Origin of the sequence: Metallococcus carri (genome assembly GCF_011440275.1) — a bacterium.
GTDB classification, from domain to species: domain Bacteria; phylum Actinomycetota; class Actinomycetes; order Actinomycetales; family Dermatophilaceae; genus Metallococcus; species Metallococcus carri.
The window spans coordinates 127,699-154,508 of the sequence record NZ_JAAOIV010000008.1; the positions used below are offsets into that span (position 1 = coordinate 127,699).

The following is a 26,810-nucleotide window of genomic DNA, read 5'->3' on the forward strand; positions in this document are numbered from 1 at the left end:
ACTCGCCGGGAATCGCGCCTATTCTCAGGCGTCGTCGCGCTCGGCCGACCGCTTCCACCGGATGCCGGCCTCGATGAAGCCGTCGATGTCGCCGTCGAAGACGGCGCTGGTGTTGCCCACCTCGTACTCGGTGCGCAGGTCCTTCACCATCTGGTAGGGGTGCAGCACGTAGGAGCGCATCTGGTCACCCCAGCTGGCCTTCACATCGCCGGCCAGCTCCTTCTTCTTGGCGTCCTCCTCCTGCTTCTTCAGCAGCAGCAGGCGGGACTGGAGCACGCGCAGGGCGGCGGCGCGGTTTTGGATCTGCGACTTCTCGTTCTGCATCGACACCACGGTGCCGGTCGGGATGTGGGTCATCCGCACCGCGGAGTCGGTGGTGTTGACGCTCTGCCCGCCGGGTCCGGAGGAGCGGAAGACGTCGATCTTGAGCTCGTTCTCGGGGATCTCGATGGTGTCGGTGGTCTCGATCAGCGGCACCACCTCGACGGCGGCGAAGCTGGTCTGCCGGCGGCCTTGGTTGTCGAACGGGCTGATCCGCACCAGCCGGTGGGTGCCGGCCTCGACCGACAGGTTGCCGAAGGCGTAGGGCTCGTTGACCTCGAAGGTCGCGCTCTTGAGCCCGGCTTCTTCGGCGTATGACGTGTCCATCACCTTGGTCGGGTAGCCGTGGCGTTCGGCCCAGCGCAGGTACATCCGCATCAGCATCTCGGCGAAATCGGCCGCGTCCACGCCACCGGCACCGGACCGGATGGTGACGACCGCCTCGCGCTGGTCATATTCGCCGTTGAGCAGGGTGCGGACCTCGAGCTCGCCGACGGTCTTCTTCAGCGCGTTGAGCTCACGCTCGGCCTCGGCCATGGTGTCGGCGTCGTGCTCCTCGGTGCCCATCTCGACGAGCACCTCGAGGTCGTCGATGCGCGAGTCCATGGAGGCGATCCGCTCGACCTCGGCATTGGCGCGCGACAGCTTGCTGGTCACCTGCTGGGCGCGCTCCTGGTCATCCCACAGGTCGGGGGCGGCCGACTGCTGCTCCAACTCGCCGATCTGCTGCTTCAGCGCGTCGACGTCGACGACCTGCCGCACCGACTCCATGGTCGTGCGCAGGTCTTTGATCTCTTGTGCGAAGTCGACAGCCACGAGGCACAAGCTTACGGGGCGCGGACGATCCCCGACTTTCTGCCTCATCTCGGGCGGCCAGCGCCAGATCGGGCCGACCGCCCGGCACGTGAGCGCCTCACGTCGCGGCCGTCATGATGCGATGATGCAGCAATGCGCACGACCGTGACGATCGACGACGCGCTCCTTCGCGAAGCGCGAGCGCGAGCGGCCGCCACCGGGCAAAGTCTGGGAGACGTGGTCGATGACGCTTTGCGCCTGCTGATGCGGCATCGGCCCGCGATGCCGACCGAACCCGTTGAGATCCCGGTCTTCGGGGGCAGTGGCCTTCGACCGGGCGTGGACCTCGAGGACAAGGCTGGGACAACCCCGCTGACCGGCTAAGGCTGACCTCCTTTCATTCATCGCACGACGGACCGGGCGCGGGACTCGACCCGGACGGTGACGTCGGCGCCGATCGCTCGCAGGAAGCGGCCGGACAGCGGCGGATCGACGGTGGCCGTCAACCCCACCACTGCCGTGGTGCCGTCGGGAGCGCTGGCCGAGGTGACGGCCCAGTTGGTGACATGCGCCGGGCGATCCTGCCGAGACAGGCTGGTGCGTGCCGAGGTCGCGACGCGGCCGGCGGTGAGCGGGATGCCCGTGCCGACTCCCCCCTTGTAGAGGTCGGTCGGGTCGGCATCGTCCGCGGCGTTGAGCGCGGCGGCATCCGCGGCGTCGAGCACGCGCAGCTTGGCCAGCTGCACCGCGGTGACGTCGACGCCGCCCACGACGAGCAGGCCGAGCAGCGCGAACAACCCGGCTCCGAGGAGCAGGATCCGCCCCTCTTCGCGCCGTCGCTGTCGCGCCGCCCGCCAGCGCGAGCGCAGTCGCCGGATCATCCGCGATACCGCCCGACCGTCTCGGTATGCCGGCTGCGCAGCTCGACCGTGCTCGGCACCACCCCGCGCAGGAAGTCGGGGATGAGCGGCAGGTCGACCCGGACGCTCGTCGTGGTGGTGACCGACGCACCGCGGGTCAGGCACGGTGAAGCGGTGCACGCCACCTGCAGTCCACCGCCGCCGAACCCCTGGTCCTGCAACGCCAGCTGCATCCCGGCCGACGCCCTCGACCACGCGGCGCCGTCGTCGGTGGCGGTGACGAACATCCGGCCGGCCTCGCGGCTGGCGGCCGCGGCGCCATACGCCCCGGCCTGCAGCCGGGCCAGGCACATGACCAGATAGAAGACCGGCAAGGTGAGCAGCACCCCGACGACGAGGAACTCGAGCACCGCGCTGCCCGAGTCGCGCCGCCCGAGCCGGGCCCGCAGCCGGCTCATCCCTGACCCTCGGCGTAGGCGCGCCCGGTGACGGTGAGCGCGCCCTGCGGCCCGAAGGGTCCAATGACCGGGATGGGCGCTCGCACGGTGACCCGCACCACGCGGGCGCCGTTCTCGGACACCTGGTCGGCCGACACATTCGAGGCATAGCGACCCGAGAGGCCGGCGCTGATCAGCGACCGCGCTCGCTCCGCCCCCTGAGCGGGCGAGGAGTCGGCGCGAGCGCCATACCGCGCTCCCTCGGCGGCGAAGGCGGTCAGGTTGTTGCGGACGTAGAGCGCGAACCCGACCTGGAAGGCCGCCAGGAAGAGCACCACCAGCAGCGCCGACACCATCGCGAATTCCGCGACGGCGCTGCCGTGGTCGCGGCGGGTTACTTGCCGTTGACCGAGCTGATCGCGTTGTCGAACAAGCTGGTCAGCGCCGGCTGGGCGAACTTCCACAGGGCGGTGACCAAGCCGGCGGTCATCAGCGTGATGAGCACCCACCCGGGCACGTCGCCACGGTCGCGATTGTCGCGGGAGCTCACCTGCTGGGTGCGGGCGATCACGGTGCGCAGGAGTCGATCCTGGGCGTTCTGCAAACTGGTCATGACAGTTCCTTCCTCTTGGTGGTATCGATCGGGGTGATCGGTTGGGGGACAACAACATTCGTGCGCCTCACATCGTCAACTGGAGGGCGCTCAGGCCCGGCCAGACGGCGAAGAGGACGGTGACGGGCAGCACCAGGAAGACGACCGGGACCATCATCAGCAACTCCTTGCGGCCACCGATCTCGATCAGTTGCTGCTTGCTCGCATCCCGGGCGTCCTGCGCCTGGGCGCGCATCACGTCGGCAAGGGGCGTGCCCCGCTCGACCGCGATCACGACGCCGTCGACGAAGCGAGCCACACTCGGCAGGCCGGTCCGGTCGGCGAGCCCTTGCAAGGCGTCGGGCAGCGTGGCACCGGCCCGGGCATCGACGAGGCAGCGGGCGAGCTCGCCGGCGAGATCACCCTTGGACAACCGCGCCACCCGCTCCAGCGCTGCTGCCGCACCCTCCCCGGCGGTCACCGCCAGGGCGAGCATCTCGGCGACCGCCGGAAACTCGGTGAGGATCTGCCGGCCGCGCCGGTCAGCGGCGCGGGTCAGCATCTGATCGCGCGCCACGACCCCGATGCCGATGGCCACCAGGATCATCAGCACGCCAGACACCAGCGATGCTCCACCGGAAGCCGCACGCACGCCCACCCAGCAGGCAGCGGCGACGCCCGCGAGGACTCCCCACAGCGCCTGCTCCGCGCGGAACTGGTCGACATCGGGTGCCCGGCCGGATCGTTCGAGTCGCTTGCGCACCGAAGTCGCCCCACCGAGCACCGCGTCGACCGCCTTGCCGAGGCGTTCCAAAGCAGGCCTGGCCATCCCGTATGACGTGGTATTGCGTTGCGTCGCAAGGTATTTCGACGGCGGTGGGGCGTCGGCGACATACGGCGCGATCCGGTCGGCGAGACCGGGACGGCGACGGAACGGCAACCGAGCCCAGATCACGAGCAGGCCCGTGCCCGCGAGCAACCCGCACAACGCGCCCACCCAGGGAAGCTGCAGCGTCATCGCATCACCCGCTCCTCGTGCGGCAGCCGGCCGATCCGCCGCATGATCTGGTAGGCGAGCAGCGAGATCGCGCCGCCGATGATCAGGACCAGCACGCCGCTCGGTCGCTGGTATGCCGTGAGCGAGTCGCCTCGCGTGGCCAGCATCAGCAGCACCGCCCACGGTGCGACCAGCGCCAGCCGGGCGGCGTTGACGGTCCAGGACTGGCGCGCCTCGAGTTCGGCCCTGGTGCGCGCGTCCTCGCGCAGGAAGGTCGACAGCGTCCGCAACAATCGGCCGAGGTCGGTCCCACCGACTTCACGCGCGATGCGGACCGACTCGACCAGCCGGTCGCCCACCGGGTCGGCCAGGCGCGCCTTCAGCGCGTCGAGAGACCGGTGGAAGTCGCCGCTCGTGCGGTAGTCGTGGGCGAACTGCTCGAAGAGCGGCCGCAACTCGACCGGTCCGCGAATCGCCAACTGGGACAACGCTTCTGGCAGGGCGAGGCCGGCGCGCACGGCTGAGGCGACGTGGTCGACGACATCCGGCCACAGGTCCCGGCGTTGCGATCGGCGGCGGCGAGCACGACTGCGAATCAACGCGATCGGCCCCCATGCGCTGATCAGCGCGAAGGCCAGCGCGACGGGCGCGACGCCGAGCGCCGCCATACCGATGAGGAAGACGAAGGCGCCGACCCCGCACGCAACGGCGATCAGGCGGCCGAAGGTAAGGCCGGGGATGTCACACAACGCGACGTCGTCGCGCAGCCGCTCGGTGAAGTCCGCCCGAGATCCTTTGCGGCTCTCCTGTCGTGGCCAGGTCGACCAGTAGAGGCAGAAGACGCCCAGCCCGAAACAGAGCGCGGTGAGGGAGATCATGCATATCTCCCGAGCAACTCACGCACGTCATAACCGGCGCGGGCGAACTGTTCCTCGTGCGGTGGATAGCCGGTGCCCCGCACCAGTTCACCGCCCTCGGTGACGAACAGGTCGGCCAGCTCGATGACATCGCCCTCGACCCGCCCGGGCACCGCGACGATCTCGCGCACCCGTCGGCGGCCGTCGCGTTCGAGGGCGATGTGCACGATCAGGTCCACCGCGCTCGCCACGGTCGGCACGACGAACTGGGCGCTGACATTCGGCCCGGCGAGCAACGGCAGGGTGCACATCTTGATGACCGCTTCGCGGGCGGAGTTGGCGTGCACGGTGGCCATGCCCGGCAGCCCCGAGTTGAGCGCGATCAGCAGGTCGAGGCTCTCCTCCTGGCGCACCTCGCCGACGATGATCCGCGAGGGCCGCATCCGCAGGGCCTCCTTGACCAGCCGGCGCAACGGGATCTCGCCGGTGCCCTCCAGGCTCGGCTGCCGGCACTGCATCGCCGCCCAGTCGCGCGCGGACAATTTGAGCTCGAAGACCTCCTCGCAACTCACCACCCGCTCCTGGGAGGGAATCGCACTGCCGAGACAGTTGAGCAGGGTGGTCTTCCCGGCCTGGGTGCCGCCGGCGACCAGCACGTTGAGCCCGGACGCGACGGCCGCCCCGAGGAAGCGCGCCGCCGGTTGGGTGAGGGTGCCCAGGCGCACCTGGTCATCGAGGGTGTAGGCCCGGGCGACGAATTTGCGAATGTTGAGATACCAGGTGTTCGGAGTGACATCAGGTATGGCGACGTGCAGCCGCGAGCCGTCGGTCAGCGTCGCGTCCACGAACGGGGAGCTGAGGTCGACCCGCCGGCCCGACGGTTTGAGCATCCGCTCGACGAGGGCCTTGACCTGCTCCTCGGTCAGGATGGTGTTGGTGAGCTCGGCGACGCCCTGGCGGGCGACGAAGACCCGGGTCGGATCATTGACCCAAATCTCCTCGACCGTCGGATCGTCCAGATAGGGCTGCAGCGGGCCGAAGCCGACGACCGCGTCCATCACCCGCCGGGTCGCGGTGTCCCGGTCACCGAGCGGCTCGAGACCGCCGCGCAGGCTGCGCTCCTCGTAGTCGGCGACGACATCGCGGACCAGGCCGTGCAGCACGTCCTGATCGCGCGCCGGATCGAGCCGGCGTCGACGGATGAGCTCCCTGACCTCACCCTCGATGACGTCGATCCCCTGCATCGGCACCCTCCTTGCCGGTGGCGCCCGCAATTTTTCGATCTCGGGCGATGCGCTTATCAAACACACCTGAGCGGGTGCTGAACCGATTTCCACAGGAAGCTTTACTTGCCGCTTACCCACGCAGTTGTCACCCGACTCGTGCGTCACACCAGCCCCGGCCGTTCTCCGGCGAACCCCTTCGTCATCGCCGTCACGCCGGCTGGGGGCAGACCGTTACCCCACCCGGCTCGCGTCGACGTTCTGCAGCCGCACATTGCCGCGCGCGAGCAGCTTGCCGTCCTGGCGGATCTCGACCTCCCAGAGCTGCTGGGTGCGGCCCTGGTGCACCGGCAGCGCCTCGACCTCGGCGCGGCCGCCCGTGGTGGAGCGGATCAGGTCGGTGGCATTGTGCACGTCGACCGCGACCTGACCGCGCCCGGCCACCGCGGCCGACCCGCCAATGCTGGCGGCGGATTCGACGATGCTGCAGTGGGCGCCGCCGTGCACGACGCCCCAGGGCGTGTGCTGCGTCGGGCCGAGGTCGACGTGCCCGCGCACGTGGGCGCCGTCATACTCATCGACGCGCAGGCCGCTCGCCGCGACGAACGGGCTGGCGACCTCGAGCGCGAAGTCGGGCAAGGGGACGGGTGCGGTCATAGCTCCTCCGATCGAGATGGATCACTCTGCTGCGGTACGCCAGGTGCCGGTTCGTGCGCCCGCAACCCCGCGCTCCCCCTCACCGCGGGAGAGCCAGGCGACGGTCAGTGCCGCGAGCAGCGAGCAGGCCGCGGCAAGCAGCGCCACCCGGTTCCAGCCGGCCAGCAGGTCGGTGCCGGCGGTCACACTGGCGACGCTGACGCCGACCGCGGCCCCGAGGTAGCGGGCGGTGTTGTTGGCGGCGGTCCCGGTGGCGGCGAGCCCACCCGGCACGGTCGCGACGGCCTGCCGGGCGAGGCCGGCGTTGAGCAGCCCCGACGCGCAGCCGCAGACCGCCAGCCCGGGCACGAACCGCCACGCGCTGACCGGGTCCTCCACGCCGGCCAGCAGCACCAGCCCGACCGCGACGCCGACGAGCCCGGCGGTCAACTGCACGCGGCCGGGGATGCGCGGGCCGTGCCGCACGAGCGCCAGGGCGGCCAGGGCGCTCGTGCCCGACCAGGCGGCCAGCACGCCCGCGGCCTGGAACGTGCTCAGCCCGACCCCCCGCACCAGCACCGTGCACAGGAAGGACGAAGCGGCGATGATCCCGAGGCCGGTGCCGAGGCCGGCGATCGTCGCGCCGAGGAAGGGGCGGTGGGTGAAGATGCCCGGGTCGACCAGGCGCTGCGGTCGGCGCTGGCTGAGCCCGAGGGCCACGAGCAGCAGCACCGACCCGCCGAGCAGCACGGCCGCGAGCACCGGCCCGCCGGCCCGCACCTGCACGATCGCGGTGATCAGCAGCGCGAGGAACGCCGTGAGCAGGGTGAACCCGACCAGGTCGAGGCGCCGGGCTCGTTCGGTGGGTGGCTCGACGGGCAGCACCCGGCCGGCGAAGACGGACAACAGCAGGCCGACGAGCGCGAGCCCGGCGTAGAACCAGCGCCACGCCCCGCCCAGGTCGAGCACTCCGGTCAGCAGCGGGCCGAGCGCGATGCCTGCGCCCATCGCGGCGCTCCACCAGACGGCGGACGTCGAGCGGCGGCGCCCGGCGCCGTCGGCCGCGGCGAGCAGACCGAGCCCGGTCGCGATCATCCCGGCCGCGCCGAAGCCGACCACGACCCTCGCGGCGACGAACGGTCCGGTGCCGCCGACCACGGCGCACACGAGGTTGGCTCCCGCGAAAACCATTGCGCCCAGGGCGAATACGCGAGCGCGGCCGAGCGCGTCGGCGACCACTCCGGCGGCGAGCAGGGTGACGGCGAGGCCCACGCTCATCGACGCGAGCACCCAGGTGGTGCCGGCGGTCGATGCGTCGAGCGCGGCGGACAGCGTCACCGCGTTCCCGAGCGGACCGGCGTAGGCGACCATCGACCAGAAGGTGCTCGCCACGACGAGGGCCAGCACCGCGCCATACGCTCCCGGGCTGTTCGGTCTCATCACCAGACCTGTCTACCACGCTATGAGTCTCATGACGAGACTTATCGGGTAGACTGCGGGAACGTGGCACTGGGCAACGGATACGAGCAGCAGGGGTGCTTCCTCGCGCGGGCGCTGGAGGTGGTCGGCGAGCGCTGGACGCTGCTGATCCTGCGGGACTGCTTCTACGGTGTGCGGCATTTCAGCGACCTGCTGGCGCACCTGGACATCTCCCGCGGGGTGCTGACCGAGCGGCTCGACGCGCTGGTGGCCGCGGGCGTGCTGGAGCGGCGGCCGAAGGGCCGGGCGGTGGAGTATGTCCTCACCGACGCCGGCCGCGCGCTGTGGCCGAGCATCTATGCGCTGAGCAAGTGGGGCGAGCAGCACCTGTCCGGCAACCATCCGCCTCGGGTGTTCAGCCACGCCGACTGTGGCACTGACCTCGACGACGCCGGCCGCTGCCCCACCTGCGGGACGGTGCCCGACGTCGCCGAACTGGTCGTACGTTTGGCGGACGGGCCCCACGGCAGTCGCCGGAGCGACCCGGTCGCCGTCGCGCTGAGCACCCCGCACCGGATGCTCACGCCGATCCCGTGAACTGAGCCCGCCTCTTGAGGTGCGTCAGCCGGCACGCTCGATGCGAGCCGCCAGAGTCGCGCTCGCGGCGCGCACCTCCGGCATACGCCGTGGATCGGCCAGCACCGAGCGCAGCACGAAATCGGCCACCCGGGTCGCCGGCGTGCGGGGATCGGCCGCCGGCTCCGGCCCCTGCTCACGCACCACCTCGAGCAACAGCCCGGTGATCGCACCCTGCACGAACTCCGGCTCCTCCGCCACGAACTCACCGGCCTCGACCCCGAGTCGCACCAGATCCGCCGTCGCAGCGTGCAAGCGTGCCCGGCTGCGCGCCTGCGCGGCCAGCTCCGGCAGTTGCAGCACGTCGTCGTTGTAGAGCCCGCGCACGTCATACGGCAGGGAGAGCACCGCGGCGATGTCACCGACCACGAAGGCGTGCAGGCGCACGGCCACCTGCCCGTCGGCGGCCACGGCCGCCCGGATCCGGGCGAGCGCCGGCCCAAGATCCTCATCGAGCAGTGCCGCCAGGATCTCGTGCTTGGTCGCGAAATGCTTGTAGAGCGAGGGTTGTTGGATGCCGACCGCCCCAGCGATATCGCGCGTCGAGGTCCCGTGATATCCGCGGATCGCGAAAAGTCGCGATGCCTCGATGAGGATGCGCAACCGGGTCGGCGCGGGACGCGCGCTCGTCATCCGGCCCTCCCTGCTCGTGCTGTCGGCGGCAGCCACTCTAACCAGCCGCCGATGTGATCCCCTTCACCCGAAGGCTATCGATTGATAGCCTTCGGGTCAGCGCACCTCCGCGCACCCAGAAGGGAGGGACCGCATGAGTCCCGACAACACAGCGGCGACCGTCGAGGTGGCTGCCGGCCACGACCCGGGCGGCCTACGGAAGAACACCGTGACGACCCGCCATCTGATCTTCTTCGTCGTCGCGGCCGCCGCGCCGCTGACCGTGTCCGCGGGTTTCCTCCCGCTCGGCCTACTCGTCGGCGGCACGATGCTCCCGGTCGCCTTCCTCATCGCGGGTGCGACCTACGCGATCTTCTCGGTCGGCTTCACCGCGATGTCCCGCCACGTCGTGGACTCCGGTGCGTTCTCGGCCTACATCGAGGCAGGTTTCGGGCGGGTCGCCGGTGGGTCGGCAGCCCTCGTCGCGTGGACCGGATACACCTTGGGTCAGATCGGATTCGCCTCTGCCGCAGGGCTTTTCGCGTCCGTGCCGATCGACTCGCAGTTCGGCGTGACCATCCCGTGGGGCATCTGTGCCACCGTCATCTCGGCGGCGGTCGTCGCCCTGTGCTGGGCGCGGGTCGACCTCGGCGCGCGGGTCGCGGCGCTCCTGCTGCTGCTCGAGATCGGCGTGCTCGCCGTCTTCGTCATCGCGGTCTGGCTGCGTGGCGGCGCGGCCGGCATACCGTGGCAGACCCTGCAACCATCCGCCTGGCAGGCTCCCACGCTGAGCGCCGCCTTCTTGATCACCTTCCTGGTCTTCATCGGCTTCGAACAGACCGCGGTGTATGGCGAAGAGGTGGCCGACGCCCAGCGAGCGGTCCCCCGTGCCACCTTCGCCGCGGTCGCCATCCTCACGCTGATCTACGCGCTCGCCGCCTTCACCATCGTCATGGCGATCGGCACCGGCGCGCTTGCCAAGGTCCTGTCGGGTGACCCTTCGCAGGTGGTCTTCAATCTCAACACCAGCTATGTCTCAGCTGAAATGACCACTGTGATGCAGGTGTTGGTAATCACCAGCTTCGTCGCCGGCGTCATCGCGCTGCAGAATGCCGGCACGCGCTATCTGTTCTCGATGGGGCGGCGCGGCCTGCTGCCGCGGTCGCTCGCGACGACGAGTGCACAGGGCAGCCCGCATCGGGCCGTGCTCACCCAGGGGGTCATCACGACCGTCGCAATCGCCGCCTTCGGGCTGTCCTCGCTCGACCCCTACACCCAAGTCGTCACCTGGACGAACACCCCGACGCTCTTCGCCGTCCTGGCGCTGCAGATCGTGACCAGCCTCGCCGTCGTGCGGTGGTTCACTCGCCGTCACCAGGGCGAGTCCGCCTGGACACGGCTGGTGGCTCCGTCGCTCGCGGCCGTGCTCCTCGCCGTCGTGCTCTGGCTGGCTGTGTCCTCGATGGGCCTGCTCACCGGCCTCGGCAATCTCGGCAACCTGCTCGTCATCAGCCCGCTCTTGCTCGCTGCCGCCATCGGTGCGGTCAGGGGCGTGGCACTCACTCGAAGGACCGACCATGGCTGACAACCTGCCCGCCCCGCCGCATGCCGAGGCCGTCCGCCACGCCGAACCGCAGCCCGGCCCCCGATATGCGTGGTCGGTGCCCGGGTTCGTCGTCGAACGCCCGGGCATGGGTAGCGTCGAAGCCTGGTGTTACACCGACGAATGGAGCTTCGATCCCGGCGACACCGTCGAGGTCCGCGCCCACACGACGGCGGACAGCTACTCGCTCAGGCTCGTGCGCGACGGCATACGGCCGGAGGAGGTGTGGTCCGCGCGCGACCTGCCCGGTCGTGCGCACCCGACCCCCGAGGATGCGTATGCCGTCGGCTGCGGCTGGCCGGTCGCCGTCACCTTCGAGGTCGGCGCGGACTGGCCCTCGGGCCTCTACCTGCTGATCATCGAGGTGGACGACGGCGGCCGTCGGCACGAGCGCGAGCACTTCATCGTGGTGCGGGGGCAGCGGCGCACCCCGCACGCGCTCATCCTGACCACGAGCACGATGACCTCCTACAACGACTGGGGCGGGGCGAACGCCTACCGCGGACTGGGCGACGATCCCTACGCCGATGTCCCCAGCCCACGCCTGTCGGTCCGCCGGCCGATCGCACGGGGGATGCTGCGCAAACCCCCGCACGCGCCGCGCAGCTCCAACCCGCACACTCCGGCGCTCGGCGAGTTGCCGCGGCACCCGGCCTACGAATGGGCGCACACCCACGGCTATTCACGCCACCACGCCGACGCGTTCTGGGCGACCTACGAGCGGCCGTTCGCGCACTGGGCCGAAGGCGAGGGGATCACGCTGGACTACCTGACCCAGCACGACCTCCACCGCGATCCGCACGCTCTTGACGGTTATGCCAACGCGATCATCGTCGGCCACGACGAGTACTGGACCGCAGCGATGCGCGACACCGTGGACGCCTTCGTCGAGCAGGGCGGACACATCTCCCGGTTCGCCGGCAACTTCCTGTGGCAGGTCCGCTTGGAGGATGAGGAGTCGGTGCAGGTCTGCTACAAGCTGCCAGAGCTCGACCCGCTCTTCGCGACCGATCCGGTGCATGTCACCACAGCCTGGGAGTGGCCACCGATCGGCCGGCCCGGCTCGCAGACGATGGGCCTCAACGGCATGGCCGGTGTCTACAACCGTTATGGCTCGGCCGCACCGCGGTCGTCGGGCGGCTTCACCGTGCAACGGCCGGGGCACTGGGCCTTCGAGGACACCGACCTGCACCACGGCGATGTCTTCGGCGGCGCGCCCATCTGCGTTGCGGCGTTCGAACTCGACGGCTGCGATTACACCGTGCGCCGTGGGTTGCCGTTCCCCACCGGGTCGGACGGCGCGCCGGACAACCTGGAGATCATCGCTATGTGTCCAGCCGTCGGTGGCGAGTCCGATCGCTGGCAGGGCCAGGTGCCGCTCGGCGCGCCCATGGTCGAGGTTGAACAGATCATCGAGGTCCTCTTCGACCCGGTGCCGGACCGGTTCACCGGCGAGTTCTACGGGTCGGGCATGGTCGCGAGCTTCACCAAGGGTGAGGGCAGTGTGTTCTGCGCCGGCAGCACCGAGTGGGTCAACGGCCTGCGCCTGCACGATCCGTTCACTGAACAGATCACCCGCAACGTGCTGCGGCGGTTCAGCGCCCGCGGCAATCTCGTTGTCCCCCAGTGAAATCCACGAAAGGTCACCTTCGATGAGCACGCACGACCCCGGCATACCGGAGCAGCGAACCAGCCCGAGCGCTCCGATCGATGCGACGGTCGTGCCGAGGTATGCCGGTGACGGCACCTTCGCGCGCTTGCCGCGGCTGGATCAGCTGCCGGAGGCGGACACCGTGGTCTGGGGTGTGCCCTTCGACAGCGGCGTGAGCTACCGGCCGGGCGCGCGCTTCGGGCCACAGCACGTCCGGCAGTCCTCGCGGTTGCTGCGCCCCTACAACCCCGCGCTTGAGGTGCTGCCGTTCAGTGCCCGCACGGTCGCCGACGCCGGCGACATCGGGGTCAACCCCTTCGACATCGAGGAGGCGATCGGCACCGTCGAGACCGCGGCCCGCGACCTCGCCGGCACCCGCCGCACCCTGCTCACGATCGGCGGCGACCACACGATTGCGTTGCCGTTGTTGCGTTTTCAGCACTCGCTGCACGGGCCGATCGCGGTGCTGCACTTCGACGCCCACCTCGACACCTGGGACACCTACTTCGGGGCGCCCTACACCCACGGCACGCCCTTCCGCCGGGCCGCCGAGGAGGGCCTGATCGACCACGCGCACTCGATGCACGTCGGGCTGCGCGGATCGCTCTACGACCGGCTGGACCTGCAGGAGAGCGAGCGGATGGGCTTCGCCGCCATCCACGCGCGCGACTTCATCCGGCACCCGCTGGACGAGCTGATCGAGCGCATCCGAGCCCGGCTGGGCGATCGCCCCGTCTATGTCTCGATCGACATTGACGTCCTCGATCCGGCGCACGCGCCCGGCACCGGCACGCCCGAACCGGGCGGGCTCACCAGCCGCGAACTGCTGGAAATCATCCGCGGGCTGGCCGGCCTCAACGTCGTCGGAGCGGACTTCGTCGAGGTCTCCCCTGCCTACGACCACGCCGAGCTCACCGGCCTGGCCGCGGCGCACGCGGTCTATGAGTTGATCAGCATCCTGCCGCCGGCGCGCTGACCCCGGTTTTCCACAGGGGGTCCGGCGGGCGCGGACCGGTTCGGCGCACCCTGGGCGCATGCAGCCCGAAGATCCCGTCGCTGTGCGCTGCACGCTCATCGCCGCTGCAGGCTGCGCGCCGCGCGATGTCGTCATCCGCGCCGCACCCTCGGTGCCATGGGGCGAGGTGCGCGCCGCCGTGCGAGCGAGCGGGATCGAGGTCCCCGACCCGGCGTATGCCGGAGCCACCGCGGTGGTCGCCGACCGCTCGTGGGTTGCCCAGGGCGTCCGGTCCGGTGCCGTCCTGGGCCCGCGGCCCACGGCGCGGACGGCAACCGGGCTGCTGGAGGTGGCCGTGGTCGAGGGGCCGTGGTGCGGCCTCTCCGCGGCGCTCTCCGCCCGGCCCGTGGTGATCGGTCGCGGCGTCGATTGCGACCTGCGGCTGGAGGATCCGGAGGTGTCCCGCCGCCACTGCGCGGTGGCGGTGCGCCAAGGTCAGGCCGAGGTGGTGGACCTCGCGACCACCAACGGCACGTGGCTGGCCGGCGAGCCGATCCAGCCCGAGCAACGCCATGAGTTGCGACTGGGTCAGCACTTCCGCGTCGGGTCGAATGTGCTTGTCGTGCAACGTGTTTCGCAACAATCCGAGAGCACCGAGGTGCGCGTAGGACCGCGCGTGTGTCCGCCGCTGCCCACGGTCGACCTCATCCCGCCGACTCCGCCCCAGCCGCCCGAACGACGCTCACTGCCGTGGATCGTCGCCCTGCTGCCGGTGGTCGCGGCCGTCCTGATGGCCGTGCTCTGGCGCAACGCGATGTTCCTCGGTTTCGCCCTGCTGAGCCCGGTGATGGCGATCGGGCAGTGGTGGAACGACAAACGCTCGGATCAACGCAAAGGCCTCGAAGCGGCAGCCCGGCACACCGTGGCGGTCGCGACGCACGAGGAGCGAATCCGCGACGCGCTCGCCGCCGAACTCGCGCTGCGGATCCGCCGCTCACCCACCCTCGTGGACGCCGAACGCGCGGTGCACACCCGGTCGGCAGCACTGTGGAGCAGGCGGCCAGGCGACGGCGACCGGGTCCTGTGGCGCCTCGGCACGGGTGCGGTGCCCGCGCGGGTGACCCTCGACAAGGTGCCGGTCAGCCACGCCCGCGCGCCGGTCGCGCTCGACCTTGCCCAACACCGCGTCACCGGCATCAGCGGACCGCTCGCGCAGGAGGCTCTCGACGGCCTGCTGCTCCAACTCGCGGCGTGGCACTCGCCGCGCACGCTCGAGGTGGTGGTGCTCTCGGCCGAGCCGCGGTCGGATTCGCCGTGGCGCTGGCTGCCGCATACCGGTGGGCCATTGCACCCGCGGTTGGTCGTCGCCGACCCGGGTAAGCAGGCGTTCACCGATGTCATCGCCGCGCTGCGAGCCGATGCCGAGCTGGCCAAGGCACCCCCGCGCACGGTGCTGGTCCTGCTCGACGCCGATCGCACCGCCGTCATCCCCGCGGTGCGGGACTTGCTGGCCGACCCGGCCCGACGTGGGCTGACGATCGTTGCGTCGGCCTCCGCGGCGAGCGGTCTGCCCGCCGAGTGCACGGCGACGATCGAGCTGGATTCGTCCCGCGCGGGCGTGCTGCAGACCGAACAGCGCCTCGGGTTCGTGCCCGACCTGCCGGTGCCGTCGATGGTTCGGGCCGTATGCCGCTCGCTCGCCTCCTGCCGGGACGTCACTCCGGACGGAGGCGCTGCGGCGGTGCCGGATGCGGTGACCTTGCGTCCGCTGCTCCGCGGTGCTGAAGGCATCGACATGGTTGATTCCCTTGCGTTGCAACGCCTTTGGCAGCGCCGGCCGCACAGCACCGGGCTCACCATCGGCACCGACGGAGGCGGTCCGGTCACCCTGGATCTGCGCCGCGACGGACCCCACGTCCTGATCGCCGGCACCACCGGCGCGGGCAAGTCGGAGTTGCTGCAGACCTTCGTCGCGGCTCTCGCCACGGTGAACCGGCCAGACGAGCTCAACTTCGTGCTGGTCGATTACAAGGGCGGGTCGGCCTTCGCCGGCTGCGCCGACCTGCCGCATACCGTCGGCATCGTCACCGACCTGGACGCCCATCTCACCCGGCGCGCGCTGCGATCGCTGCAGGCCGAGGTCCGCCGGCGCGAACGCATCCTCGCCGAGGCCGGTGCGAAGGATCTGGACGACTATCGCGCCGATCCGGGCCGGCCACCGGTGCCGCGGCTGGTGCTGGTCATCGACGAGTTCCGGGTGCTGGCCGAAGAACTCCCGGATTTCGTCGACGGGCTCGTGCGCCTGGCGGCCGTGGGCCGCTCCCTGGGGCTGCATCTCGTGCTGGCCACCCAGCGTCCTGCGGGCGTGGTGACCGCCGACATCCGCGCCAATATGAACCTGCGGATTGCGCTGCGCGTGCGCGATGAGGGTGACGCCCAGGATGTGGTGGAGGACGCGGCGCCGGCGCGGATCAGCAGCGCCACCCCCGGCCGTGCCGTCCTTCGCACCGGCGCCACCGAACCGGTGACCCTCCAGACCGCCCGGGTGACGACCGCGAGCGGTGAGGAGGGGTCATCGGTCGAGGTCGGCGTGCCACGCGGTCCGGCCATCGCCTGGCACGGCCCGGCCACCATCGACGACTCGTCCGACCTGGCCGCGCTGACCTCGGCGTGCCGCGCCGCGACCTCGGCCCTGCAGGTCGCCCCGGGCCGGTCACCCTGGCTGGCGCCCTTGCCCGATCTGGTGCACCCGACCGACCTCGAGGGCGTGCCCCCGCGCAGCGTGACCGGCGCGGAACGGCCCGGCATACCGCTGGCGCTGCTCGATCTGCCGGACGACCAGGTCCGCGCGGCCCTGCACTGGACCCCGGAGACCGACGGGCACCTCGCCATCGTCGGCGGCCCCCGCAGTGGGCGCACCAGCGCGCTGCTGACGATCGCCGCGGGCAGCGCCACCCACGACGTCCACCTCTATGCGATCGACGCCTCCGGCGCGCTCGGAGCGCTCGCCCAACTGCCGCTGTGCGGCGCCGTCGTGGACGCCACCGATATCGGCCGAGCGGGTCGGGTGGTGTCCTGGCTCGGCGAGCAAATCCGTTGTCGCCAGGTCGAATTCGCGCGGATCGGAGTGTCTACCTGGGTGGAGCTCGATGATGCGCACCGCGCCAGGTGGCCGCGGATCGCGCTGCTGATCGACGGGTGGGAAGCCTTCTCCGAGGCGAGCGACGAACTCACCCAGGGGCGCCTCGGCGACGAGGTGCTCGCTCTGCTGCGCACCGCACCGGCCGCCGGACTGTATGCCGTGCTCACCGGCGGCCGGGCGCTCACCAGCGGCCGCCTCGCCGCCTCGATCCGGGCCACGACCGTGCTGTCGGCCGAGGAGTCCGACCTGATGATGGTGGGTCTTCGGCAGGATCAGCTCCCCGAGCACATGCCACCAGGTCGGGCCGTGGTGTTGCCGAATGCCGAGGAATGCCAATGGATTTCGCTCGGCACCACCGGCGCGGAACGGTCAGCGGCCCTCGGCGCGATCGCGCGCAACTGTGCTGCAGCGAGCCAGCCGCGGCGGTTCGCCTCGCTCCCCGACCACGTCGCGCTGAGCGAGCTGACCGCTCCGGCCGACATGCTGCTCCTCGGGATCGCGGGCGAGGATCCGGCCCCGATGGGATTCGATGCCACCGAACCAAGTGCGGTGATCGCCGGTCCGCCAGGAAGCGGTCGCACCAGCGTGCTGCTCACCCTCGCCCACGGCGCGGGCGAACGGCCGGTGGCCTGGGTCGCGCCAGGCGCGTCGGCCGGCATACCGGACGGGGTGATGCTGTTGCCGCCGGACGACGAGGCAGCGGTCGAGCGCTGGTGCCAGGAGCACCCGAACGGCCTGGTGCTGGTTGACGATCTGGACCAGCTCTTTGGTTGTCCGGCCGAGGACCCGCTGCTCGACCACCTCGCCGCATCGCGGATGACCGGCGGCGCGGTGATCGCGGCCGGCACGTCCGCCGAGCTGGCCACGGCCTTCCGCGGGCTGGCGGCCGATCTCAAGCGCCGCCGCACCGGGGTGATCCTGTCCCCCGGCCGGCACGACGGTGAGATCTTCGGCATTCAGCTGCCGCCGCAAGAACGCGGTGGGCCGGGGCGCGGCCTGCTCGTGCTGCGCGGTCGCGTCCATCCGCTGCAGGCGGCGCTACCCCCGGCCCCACCCGCAGCCGCGAAATCCGCCTAGGCACCCTCGGGTGGACCACGCGGCGGCGCGCGCCGCTACCGTTGTGCGGACCGCTTCACCGACCCGCCCCAGGAGACCCGTGTCCAGTCGCCACCTGCAGCTCGGTTGCACCTTCCGGTACTCCTCGCTCGCACCGACGGCTGCTGTCTTCCAGGTCGGGCCGGTCGACCAGCCGCGCGCCACCTTGCGGGACGTCAGCTGGTCGGTCACCGGCGACCTGCCGTTGCACCACTACCGCGATCTGTACGGCAACCCCTGCACCCGGCTCACCCTGCCGACCGGCGTCACCACCCTGACGTATGCCGCCAAGGCGGAGGTGCCGGACGCCCTGGATGACATCGACGAGGACGCACCCGAGACGCCGCCAACCGAGCTGCCGGACGACGTGCTCGTCTACACCCTGGCCAGCCGGTTCTGCCAGCCCGACGTGCTCGGCGGCCAGGCCTGGAAGCGCTTCGGCCACCTGCCACCCGGCTACCGGCGGGTGCTCGCCATACGGCAGTTCGTGCACGAATGGCTCACGTACACAACGGGATCCACCATCGCGACGGCGACTTCCGTCGACGTGTTCACGACCGGCCGGGGCGTCTGCCGCGACTTCGCGCACCTGATGATCACCTTCTGCCGGGCGCTCAACATCCCGGCGCGCTATGTGCACGGCTATATGCCGATCATGGATGTCCCGCGGGTCGAGGCCGTGATGGACTTCCACGCCTGGACCCAGGTCTGGCTCGACGGCCGCTGGTGGGATTTCGACGCCCGGTGGAACGCTCCCCGAAAGGGCCGGGTCGTCGTCGGCGTCGGTCGCGATGCCGCCGACGTGGCGATGGTGACCACCTATGGCGCCCCGTGGCTGCAGCTGATGACGGTCACCTGCGAGGAGATCCAGCCCTAAAACCCTTGCCAGTCGGGCTTGTTCGCGAAGGCGTCGCGGTAGTAGTCGGTCAGTTGCAGACGTGACGCGGCGGCCCGGTCGACCAGCACGGTGACATGCGGGTGCAGCTGCAGCACCGACGCCGGCCACATCGCGGTGATCGGTCCTTCGACGAGCTGGTGCACGGCCTGCGCCTTGTGCCGCCCGGAGGCGATGAGCAGCAGGTGACGCGCCTGCATGATCGTGCCGACACCCTGGGTCACGCAGTGGCTCGGCACGGCGTCCACGTCGCCGTCGAAGAACCGCGCGTTGTCGACGCGGGTCTGCTGGGTCAGCGTCTTGATCCGGGTGCGCGACGCCAGCGATGACCCCGGTTCGTTGAACGCCACATGCCCGTCGGCGCCAATCCCGAGGATTTGCAGGTCGATTCCGCCCGCGTCGGCGATCTGCCCCTCGTATGCCGCGCACGCCGCCGGTATGTCGGCCGCCGCACCGTCCGGGGTGTGCAGGCGGCCCGGGTCGAGGTCGACCTTGTCGACGAAGTCGCGCAGGATGACGCTGCGATAGGACTGCGGGTGGCCGGGTGGCAGGCCGACATACTCATCGAGGGTGAAGGCCGAGGACCGCGCTAGCGACACCGATCCGGCGGCGACGGCCGCTGCGACGGCGTCATAGATCGACACCGGGCTCGACCCGGTGGCGAGCCCGAGGACAGCATCCGGCGTGTTGGCGAGGGTGTCGATGACTGCCTTCGCGCCGAGCCGGCCGAGCTCGCCGGCGTCGTCCTGGATCACGACCTCCATCGCGCCTCCTTCGCCGTGGTTGCCTGAAAACTACGCCGACGGCAACCCGGAGGAGACCAGACACGCCTTCGGCGACGCCCCGCGAGCGGGCACCCCCACCGCGAGAGCGTGAGCGATGCGGCGGGACCGCTCGCGATATCCGGGGGTGTTGAAGTGGATGTTGTCGTCGATGAACCACTGGTCTTGGACTTCGCTGGCCCAGTCATAGACGCGCATATTGGGGTACTGCGCGCAGGCCTGCTGCAAGCTGTTGCTCCAGTCGACATTGTGTGCCGCCGAGTAGTAGCCGGACTTCACCAAGGACTTGGTGTTTACCCACAGGACCGGCTGATCCGAGGGGATCTTGCTCATCATCGCCGCGATCCGGGTTGGGTAGTCCGCACCGCCGGTGTAGAGGTTGGCCGCGTCATTGGTGCCGAGCGCGAGAATCCAGCAACCGTTATATCCCGCGGTGAGATATTTGTCCGCGACGGACTGGGCGTTCGGTTGCCCCTGCCAGGTCTCGATAATCGAGCGCGCCCCGGAGATCTCGGGATAGAACGTCGTCACTCCGACCCGTTGGAGCTGCGCCTTGATCCGGTCTGCGGGGTTGGGCAGATAATTCGGCGACTGCAGACCCTCCGAAGTCGAATCTCCGATGTAGACGACCTTGCTGCACGAAGTCCGCGTGGAGACCGGGGAAGTAGAAGGGGCCGGAGTGGCGCTCGCGGACGGCTTGGGCGCGTCCTCGGCGACGATCTTTCCACTGTTGGCGGCGGCACCCTCTGCTCGGGCGGCGCTGGCGGCATTCATTGAGGGGAAGGTGAAGGCCTGCGGCAGGATCAGGGCGAGCACGGCCGACGGGATGAAGACGGCAGTGCCCCACCCCACCCCGGGCGATCGCCGGTCGGGGATCCCCTGCCGCGCGCGCCGCAGCGCGCCGAGGAAGCCGTGTCGCCGGATCGGATTCTCGACCAGTGCCCAGGACAGCGCGGCCAAGATGATCGTGATCGCCACCAGGACGAGATCCCGCACGATCGCGTTGCCCTGGGCGAACTTCGCTGGGGTGAACGCGAGCACCGGCAGATGCCACAAGTAGATGCCGTAGGACCGTTCACCGAGCCACCGCAACGGAGCCCAGGCGAAAAGTCGAGACAGCACCGTGCCGGAGGTGCAGACCGCGACGAGCAGGGCACAGGTGGCCACCGACAAGGCGATCAGGCCCCACTGGTAGAGGCTCATCGTGTAGTCGCTGGTGAACATGCACATCGCGATCACCCCGGCCAGGCCGACGAAACCGGCGACATCCACCAACGTGCGCCCGCCGCGTCCGAGGCCGCCTGGCGCCATCCGATGGGGGCGCCACAACAGCGCCAGGACCGCGCCGAGCAGCAGGCCACCGGCGCGGGTGTCGGTGGCCTCGTAGGCGCGGGTGTTGTCGAAACCGGGTTGGGCCAACTGACTGAGCAGCCAGAATGATCCGCCGGCGAGGACCGTCGTGGCGGCCGCGACGAGCACCTGCCGGCCACGGCAGACGATGATCAACGCCGCGAGCAGGAGCGGCCACACCAGATAGAACTGCTCCTCGACCGACAGCGACCACAGGTGGTCGAACGGACCGGGTCCGCTGAACCGGTCGAAATAGGATTTGCCGGACACGATGGTGTGCCAGTTGGCGACATAGAACAGCGCCGCGAGCGCCTCCACCGCGCGGGTGCCGAAACGTTCGCGATCCACCAGCAGCACCATCGTCATACCGACGAACAGCACGAGGATCACCGCCGGCAGCAGGCGACGGGCCCGTCGGATCCAGAAGGTCTTCAGGCCCAGGGTGCCGCTGCGGCGCCACTGGCTGAGCAGGATGCTGGTGATCAGGAAGCCGCTGAGGGTGAAGAACACGCCGACCCCGAGCAGGCCGCCGGAGAACCGGTCGATGCCCAGGTGATACAGGATCACCACGGCGACGGCGAGCGTCCGCACGCCGTCCAGGCCGGGATAGTACGTGGCATTGCGATCCACCGGACGTGGCACCGAAGACCCCCTCGCTCATGTGCGTGCGCTCGTCGGTTTGTGGACGACACACGCCCCAGCTTGGTTGGCTGCCGCCGCGGGTTGATGGGGGAAATTGCGGATCCGGTTTCCAGCATGCACGAAGGGCCGGAACTCGTCATGAGTTCCGGCCCTTCGTGGTCCCGACGGGGACCGCAGTAGCGGGGGCAGGATTTGAACCTGCGACCTCCGGGTTATGAGCCCGGCGAGCTACCGAGCTGCTCCACCCCGCGTCGGTGAACACCACCTTACGCGACCGCGACGACTGGCTCCAAATCGAGACCGGGGGTTGACGCGGGCCAGCCGTAAGGCGCACCATTCAACACATGCTGAATTCAACGCTTGTTGAAACCGCGGTCGCGGCCGACCGGCTTGAGGTCAGTCGCCGCGGCACCCCCGTGCTGCACCAGCTCACCTTCACCGTGCCGACCGGCGCGATCGTCGGCCTGATGGGGCCGTCCGGCTGCGGCAAGACCACGCTGATGCGCACGATCGTGGGCGTCCAGCGCATCGCCGGCGGCAGCCTCACCGTCCTCGGCAGCACCCCGGACGATCCCGCCAACCGGCCCCGGCTCGGCTATGTCACCCAGGCCGTCAGCGTCTACCGCGACCTCACCGTGCGCCAGAACGCCGCGTATTTCGCTGCGCTGCAAGGGTTTTCGGTCGACCACGTCGATGACGCCGTGGCCGCCGTCGGGCTCACGCCGTATGCCGACCGTCGGGTCGAGCAACTCTCCGGCGGCCAGGCATCGCGTGCCTCCCTGGCCTGCGCCCTCGTCGGGGACCCCGACCTGCTCGTGCTCGACGAGCCCACCGTAGGCCTGGACCCGGTCACCCGCGAGGAGTTGTGGGAGCACCTGCGCGCACTCGCCGACGCGGGCACCACGCTGCTCGTCTCCAGCCACGTCATGGACGAGGCCGAGCGGTGCGACAGCGTGCTGCTGATGCGCGACGGTCGCCTGCTCGAGCACCTCCCGCCACGGCAGCTGCTGGAGCGCACCCACACCGACTCGATGGACCGCGCCTTCCTCACCCTGATCAAGGAGCACGCCGCATGAACCCGCACGCAACCATCGCGACGATCAAGCGAATCCTGTTGCAGCTCAGGGCAGATCACCGCACTGTCGGCCTCATCGTCGGGGTCCCGACCTTGCTGCTCACGCTGCTCTACTTCGTCTACAACGGCAGCGCCGTCTTCGACCGGCTCGCGCTCACCATGCTCGGCATCCTGCCGATGCTCGTGATGTTCCTCGTCACCAGCGTCGCCATGCTGCGCGAACGCACCACCGGCACCCTCGAGCGGCTGCTCACCACTCCCCTGCACCGCGCCGACCTGCTGCTCGGCTATGGCATCGCCTTCGCCGTCGCTGCGTTGGCCCAGAGTCTGGTGATCGTCGCAGTCGCGCACTGGCTGCTCGGCGTCGACACCGCCGGCCCCCTGGCCTGGGTGCTGCTCGTGGCCATCTGCGCGGCCACGGTGGGCGTCGCGACGGGCCTGCTGGCCAGCGCCTTCGCCCGCACCGAGTTCCAGGCGGTGCAGTTCATGCCCCTGGTCATCGGCCCGCAGGTCTTTCTGTGCGGCCTGCTCGCCCCCCGCGACGGTATGCCGGAGCTGTTGCGCTGGCTGTCCGACGCCCTGCCGATGACCTATGCCGTGAAGGCGCTGCAAGCCATTGGGAGGCAGTCGGACCCCACCACCGATGTGATGCAGAATGCCGGTGTGCTGCTCGCCTTCACCGTCGTCGCCCTCGGCCTGGCCGCGGGGTCGATGCCGCGCCGGACCCGATGACGCCACGCGCGTCCGGACGGCGCCCCGGCGGCTCCAGCGCCCGCGAGGACATCCTCGCGAGTGCGCGAAAGCTGTTCGCCGACAAGGGTTTTGATGGAGTATCGCTGCGCGCGATCGCCGGTGATGCCGGCGTCGACGTGGCTCTGATCAGTCACTATTTCGACAACAAGCGCGGGCTCTTCCTGGCGACCGTGGCCCTGCCGGTCGACCCGGCCGAGGTGCTCAAGCCCCTCGCCGGTGCCCCCGACGAGGACCTCGCGCGCACCCTGCTCACCCAATTCCTCGAGGTCTGGGACGGTCCGTCCAGCGAGGCGGTGCTCGCCACCTTCCGCACCGCCATCGCCGGCGGCGAGTCCGAGCTGGCGCGCAGCTTCGTGTCGACCCTGGTCTTCGACGTGCTGCGTGACCGACTGGCCGGCGCCGACGACCTGGAGCTCCGCCTCGGCCTGGCCGCGACCCAGATCTCGGGAATCATCATGGTGCGCAAGGTGATTCGGCTCGAGCCGATCGCCTCGATGCCGGCACCGAGGCTCGTCGACCTCATCGCGCCGAACCTCCAGCGCTACTTCACCGGGCCACTCCCCCGAGCTTGACGAGCCGGTCGATCGCCTTGCGCAGGTTCTCCTGGGCCTTGCCGTAAGCGTCCCAATCGCCCTTCTTCATCGCCGCCTGAGCCTGGTCGAAATACTTCTTGACCTCCGCGACCGCCGCCTTCAGCTGGGGGCTGGGCGTGCTCGCCGGCGGCGGTGCCGGCGAAGCCCCCGGGGTGCTCGCACCCGCGTCGGAGGCCTTCACCCCGGACGAACCGCCGAACAGCGCGTTGAGCGCGGCGTCGAGCGTGTCACCCCACGCCACCGTCTTACCGAAGCCGACGACGACCGCCGTCTGCCGCAGCGCGGTGCCCTTCGAGCGCAGGTAGAGCGGCTCGACATACAGCAGCCCGCCACCCGCCGGCACGGTCACGATCGTGCCCCGCACCAGCTTGGCGGCATTGCCGGTGAGATATTGCGACAGCGTCTGCTTGAAGGCCGGTGCGGTCGCGGTGGACCCGTTCACAGCACCCTGAAACTGTTGTGGCCCATACGAATCGCTCCCCTGAGGCAACACCGTCAGGTGCAAACGGCCGTAGGCATCGCGCACCTGTTGCGGGTCACCGCCGGGATCGGCGTCGACGCGCAGCGTCGCCACGAGGTTCTGCTTGGCACCACGCGGCACGAAGGTCGAGACGAGCGACCATTCGGGCGCACCACCTTGCGGTCCGGGCGTCGCAACATAGGTGGCCGGGGCCGGCCGGCCGTTGCCGCGGATCGGGTCGGCGGGCACCGACCACACGTCCGACCCCGCGATGAACGCCTTGGGGTCGGTGTTGTGATACATCGTCAACACCTGCTGCTGGATGGCGAACAGATCACCCGGATAGCGCAGCTGTGGCAGGACGTCGGCCGGGATCGCACTCGCCGGCTCGACCGTGCCCGGGAAGGCCCGCTGCCAGGCCTTGAGGATCGGGTCCTCACCGTCCCAGGCGTAGAGGCGCACGGTCCCGTCATACCCATCGACCGTTGCCTTCACCGCGTTGCGCACGTAGTTGACGCTCGATCCGGGGTCCACGCCCCGGTCACCGGCCGGCGTGACCGAGGTGGATGCCGCGTCACCGAAGGCGACCGTCTGCGCGTAGGGATAGCGCGCGGTCGTGGTGTAACCGTCGACGACCCAGACGATCCGTCCGCCCGCGACGATCGGGTAGGGCGTGCTGTCGGTCGTCAACCAGGGTGCGACCTTGCGCACGCGATCCACCGGGTCGCGCACCTCCAACACCTTGGCCTTGTCGTTGCTCACCGACGAGCTGAGGAAGTTGCTCTCGCGGTATTTCACGGCATACGCCAGCCGGCGCAGCGATGCATCCAGCGGCACACCGGCCTTGCCCGAATAGGTCGTGCGCCCAGCTCCCGGGTCCTGCTCGTGCGCGGCGAGCCCGCCGACGACGGCATAGCTCGGGATGCCCTTGCCGAAGTAGATCCGCGGCTGGGTCGGCTGCGGCACCCCCCGTGGCGGCACGCCGACCGATTCGTAGACCGGGTCTCCAGCCGCCGTGCGGGTGGTCGCGTCCGCCGACACCACACCGTAGCCATGGGTCCAGACGCTGTGCATGCCGTCCCAACCCCGTTGATCCGCAGGGATATTCGCCACATCGACGCCACGCACGCCCAGCACCATCGGCTGGAGGCTGCCGTCGACGGCATACCGGCCGGCCGTGAGGGTCGAGAACTCGAAGCCACCCACCTTCTGCTGGTCGCTGAAGGTGCCCTCGGTGAGGGTCGGGTCGAGCAGCGGTATGCCGGACACGGTCGCCTGATCGCCCCGCAGCCCGTCCCGGGTCGGCGTGGCGGTCCACGAACTCGCCTGGGTCGTCGTCATCCCCGCCAGGCCGTATGCCGCTCGCGTCGCGGTGATATTGCGCGCGACATAGGGCGCTTCGTAGCGCTCCTCGGCGCCGCGGGCGCGACCCTGCACGACCGCCGGATAAATCGCGCCGAGCACGATGCTGCACACCACGAGGGAGGCGACGCCGACGATGGGCAGGCGCCAGGTGCGCGACCAGAGCGTGGCCAGGAAGAGCCCGGCGCAGACGACCGCGGCGAGCGCCATCACCGCCTTGGTGGGGATCTCGGCGTGCGCGGCGGTGTAGTCGATGCCGGTGATCAGCGAGCCGTCCTTGGTGGTGAGCTCGTAGCGCTGGAGCCACCAGGCGGCACCGCGCACCAGCACGAGGATCGCTCCGGTCACCGACAGTTGCACGCGTGCGACGGTGGTGAACCGTTGTCCTGGTTCGCGACTCAGCGACAGACCGCCGTAGATGTACTGCGTGATGACCGCCGCGATGAGGGTGAGCACCAAGGCGAGCGTGGCGAAGGTGGTGAGGAACTGCAGCCACGGCAGGGTGAAGACGTAGAACCCCAGATCGCGGTGGAACTCAGGGTCGGTGAAGCCGAAGGAGCCACCATTGCGCCACAGCAGGGCGGTCTGCCATTGGGTGGTGGCGACCGAGGCACCGAACAAGCCGAAGAGCCCGGGCACCAGCCGGAAGGCGACCCGGCGGAAGGGTTCGACGACCGCGCGATAACGCTCCATGCTGTCCAGCTCGGCCGACGCGGGCGCCTCGATCGGGCGCCGACGGTAGGCCAGCCGCATCGACCACCAGACCGGGAGGGCGGTAAGCAGGAATCCACTGCCGAACAGCAGGGTCTTGGTGGTCTGCTCGACGCGGAAGACCGTCCCGAAGCCCACGCTGGCGAACCACAGACTGTCCAGCCACATCCGCGCCCACAGGTTGATCAGGATCAGGAGCGCGATCAACCCGATCGTCGCGAGCATCCACCGGCGGCGCTGGCGCCAGCGCCGGTCGTCGAGGGGCGCGGCATAGGCCGGCTCCGACATCCCGTCGAAGTCGTCCGCTGAACTCACGCGCCACCTCCGCTGCACCTTCCCCGCGGAAGGTCGCGCCC

24 protein-coding genes and 1 tRNA gene are annotated in these 26,810 nt (G+C 70.1%); 10 read left to right on the plus strand and 15 right to left on the minus strand.

Going from position 1 to position 26,810, the window contains the following annotated elements; genetic code table 11:
- Positions 1-24: 24 nt before the first annotated feature.
- Positions 25-1,137 (minus strand): peptide chain release factor 2, encoded by a 1,113-nt coding sequence (gene prfB, locus G9U51_RS11735; RefSeq protein WP_166197111.1) that lies wholly within the window; start codon positions 1,135-1,137, stop codon positions 25-27.
- Positions 1,138-1,269: 132 nt separating this feature from the next.
- On the opposite strand from prfB, the gene G9U51_RS11740 reads away from it, so the two are divergent.
- Positions 1,270-1,500, plus strand: coding sequence for a type II toxin-antitoxin system VapB family antitoxin (locus G9U51_RS11740; protein WP_166197112.1), 231 nt, complete (start codon positions 1,270-1,272; stop codon positions 1,498-1,500).
- Positions 1,501-1,517: 17 nt separating this feature from the next.
- On the opposite strand, the gene G9U51_RS11745 is transcribed toward G9U51_RS11740, so the two are convergent.
- From G9U51_RS11745 to G9U51_RS11785, 9 genes are all read right to left on the minus strand, one after another.
- Positions 1,518-1,997, minus strand: a complete 480-nt coding sequence (locus G9U51_RS11745; protein ID WP_166197113.1) for a pilus assembly protein TadG-related protein — start codon at positions 1,995-1,997, stop codon at positions 1,518-1,520.
- Positions 1,994-2,434: a pilus assembly protein gene (locus G9U51_RS11750; protein ID WP_166197114.1), complete on the minus strand. Its 441-nt coding sequence runs from the start codon at positions 2,432-2,434 to the stop codon at positions 1,994-1,996. The genes G9U51_RS11745 and G9U51_RS11750 overlap by 4 nt, the downstream gene beginning before the upstream one ends.
- On the minus strand, positions 2,431-2,877 hold the full coding sequence (locus G9U51_RS11755; protein ID WP_328823450.1) for a TadE/TadG family type IV pilus assembly protein: 447 nt from the start codon (positions 2,875-2,877) through the stop codon (positions 2,431-2,433). The genes G9U51_RS11750 and G9U51_RS11755 overlap by 4 nt, the downstream gene beginning before the upstream one ends.
- Positions 2,808-3,026, minus strand: coding sequence for a hypothetical protein (locus G9U51_RS11760; protein ID WP_166197116.1), 219 nt, complete (start codon positions 3,024-3,026; stop codon positions 2,808-2,810). Before G9U51_RS11760 ends, G9U51_RS11755 begins: the two co-directional genes overlap by 70 nt.
- Before the next feature lie 67 nt (positions 3,027-3,093).
- Complete coding sequence (locus G9U51_RS11765; RefSeq protein ID WP_166197117.1) at positions 3,094-4,023, minus strand: type II secretion system F family protein; 930 nt, start codon at positions 4,021-4,023, stop codon at positions 3,094-3,096.
- A complete protein-coding gene (locus G9U51_RS11770) occupies positions 4,020-4,880 on the minus strand; it encodes a type II secretion system F family protein (RefSeq protein WP_166197118.1) in 861 nt (286 codons plus the stop codon). Before G9U51_RS11770 ends, G9U51_RS11765 begins: the two co-directional genes overlap by 4 nt.
- Entirely contained in the window at positions 4,877-6,103 is a 1,227-nt protein-coding gene (locus G9U51_RS11775) for a CpaF family protein (RefSeq protein ID WP_166197119.1), read from the minus strand. The genes G9U51_RS11770 and G9U51_RS11775 overlap by 4 nt, the downstream gene beginning before the upstream one ends.
- 213 nt (positions 6,104-6,316) lie before the next feature.
- Positions 6,317-6,739 (minus strand): PaaI family thioesterase, encoded by a 423-nt coding sequence (locus G9U51_RS11780; RefSeq protein ID WP_166197120.1) that lies wholly within the window; start codon positions 6,737-6,739, stop codon positions 6,317-6,319.
- A gap of 21 nt (positions 6,740-6,760) precedes the next feature.
- Positions 6,761-8,158: an MFS transporter gene (locus G9U51_RS11785; protein ID WP_166197121.1), complete on the minus strand. Its 1,398-nt coding sequence runs from the start codon at positions 8,156-8,158 to the stop codon at positions 6,761-6,763.
- Positions 8,159-8,221: 63 nt separating this feature from the next.
- On the opposite strand from G9U51_RS11785, the gene G9U51_RS11790 reads away from it, so the two are divergent.
- A complete protein-coding gene (locus G9U51_RS11790; protein WP_166197122.1) occupies positions 8,222-8,734 on the plus strand; it encodes a winged helix-turn-helix transcriptional regulator in 513 nt (170 codons plus the stop codon).
- A gap of 24 nt (positions 8,735-8,758) precedes the next feature.
- Here the strand turns inward: G9U51_RS11790 and G9U51_RS17665 are convergent, their stop codons facing one another.
- Positions 8,759-9,406, minus strand: a complete 648-nt coding sequence (locus tag G9U51_RS17665; protein WP_166197123.1) for a TetR/AcrR family transcriptional regulator — start codon at positions 9,404-9,406, stop codon at positions 8,759-8,761.
- 133 nt (positions 9,407-9,539) lie between these two features.
- Here G9U51_RS17665 and G9U51_RS11800 point away from each other — a divergent pair, with 133 nt between their 5' ends.
- The 5 genes from G9U51_RS11800 to G9U51_RS11820 all read left to right on the plus strand — a co-directional run bounded on the left by G9U51_RS11800 (position 9,540) and on the right by G9U51_RS11820 (position 18,708).
- The gene (locus tag G9U51_RS11800; protein ID WP_166197124.1) at positions 9,540-10,970 is read left to right on the plus strand and encodes an APC family permease; all 1,431 of its coding nucleotides are present in this window, start codon (positions 9,540-9,542) and stop codon (positions 10,968-10,970) included.
- On the plus strand, positions 10,963-12,618 hold the full coding sequence (locus G9U51_RS11805; protein ID WP_166197125.1) for a N,N-dimethylformamidase beta subunit family domain-containing protein: 1,656 nt from the start codon (positions 10,963-10,965) through the stop codon (positions 12,616-12,618). Before G9U51_RS11800 ends, G9U51_RS11805 begins: the two co-directional genes overlap by 8 nt.
- A gap of 22 nt (positions 12,619-12,640) precedes the next feature.
- The gene (gene speB / locus G9U51_RS11810; protein WP_166197126.1) at positions 12,641-13,615 is read left to right on the plus strand and encodes an agmatinase; all 975 of its coding nucleotides are present in this window, start codon (positions 12,641-12,643) and stop codon (positions 13,613-13,615) included.
- A 58-nt stretch (positions 13,616-13,673) separates the two neighbouring features.
- Positions 13,674-17,813: an FtsK/SpoIIIE domain-containing protein gene (locus G9U51_RS11815; protein ID WP_166197127.1), complete on the plus strand. Its 4,140-nt coding sequence runs from the start codon at positions 13,674-13,676 to the stop codon at positions 17,811-17,813.
- Positions 17,814-17,892: 79 nt separating this feature from the next.
- The gene (locus G9U51_RS11820) at positions 17,893-18,708 is read left to right on the plus strand and encodes a transglutaminase-like domain-containing protein (RefSeq protein ID WP_166197128.1); all 816 of its coding nucleotides are present in this window, start codon (positions 17,893-17,895) and stop codon (positions 18,706-18,708) included.
- Here the strand turns inward: G9U51_RS11820 and nagB are convergent.
- The 3 genes from nagB to G9U51_RS11835 form a co-directional block, all read right to left on the minus strand.
- The gene (gene nagB / locus G9U51_RS11825; RefSeq protein WP_166197129.1) at positions 18,705-19,490 is read right to left on the minus strand and encodes a glucosamine-6-phosphate deaminase; all 786 of its coding nucleotides are present in this window, start codon (positions 19,488-19,490) and stop codon (positions 18,705-18,707) included. The two genes, G9U51_RS11820 and nagB, sit on opposite strands and share 4 nt — an antisense overlap.
- Before the next feature lie 30 nt (positions 19,491-19,520).
- Entirely contained in the window at positions 19,521-21,500 is a 1,980-nt protein-coding gene (locus tag G9U51_RS11830) for an acyltransferase family protein (protein ID WP_166197130.1), read from the minus strand.
- A gap of 177 nt (positions 21,501-21,677) precedes the next feature.
- Positions 21,678-21,751, minus strand: a tRNA-Met gene (locus G9U51_RS11835).
- A 93-nt stretch (positions 21,752-21,844) separates the two neighbouring features.
- Between G9U51_RS11835 and G9U51_RS11840 the strand changes: the two genes are divergently transcribed.
- The 3 genes from G9U51_RS11840 to G9U51_RS11850 are packed head-to-tail and all read left to right on the plus strand — an operon-like array spanning position 21,845 to position 23,900.
- On the plus strand, positions 21,845-22,576 hold the full coding sequence (locus G9U51_RS11840; protein ID WP_166197131.1) for an ABC transporter ATP-binding protein: 732 nt from the start codon (positions 21,845-21,847) through the stop codon (positions 22,574-22,576).
- Positions 22,573-23,307 (plus strand): ABC transporter permease, encoded by a 735-nt coding sequence (locus tag G9U51_RS11845; protein ID WP_166197132.1) that lies wholly within the window; start codon positions 22,573-22,575, stop codon positions 23,305-23,307. Before G9U51_RS11840 ends, G9U51_RS11845 begins: the two co-directional genes overlap by 4 nt.
- Entirely contained in the window at positions 23,304-23,900 is a 597-nt protein-coding gene (locus G9U51_RS11850; RefSeq protein WP_166197133.1) for a TetR/AcrR family transcriptional regulator, read from the plus strand. Before G9U51_RS11845 ends, G9U51_RS11850 begins: the two co-directional genes overlap by 4 nt.
- Here G9U51_RS11850 and G9U51_RS11855 read toward each other — a convergent pair.
- Positions 23,875-26,769, minus strand: coding sequence for a UPF0182 family membrane protein (locus tag G9U51_RS11855; RefSeq protein ID WP_166197134.1), 2,895 nt, complete (start codon positions 26,767-26,769; stop codon positions 23,875-23,877). The genes G9U51_RS11850 and G9U51_RS11855 overlap by 26 nt on opposite strands.
- Positions 26,770-26,810: the final 41 nt, after the last annotated feature.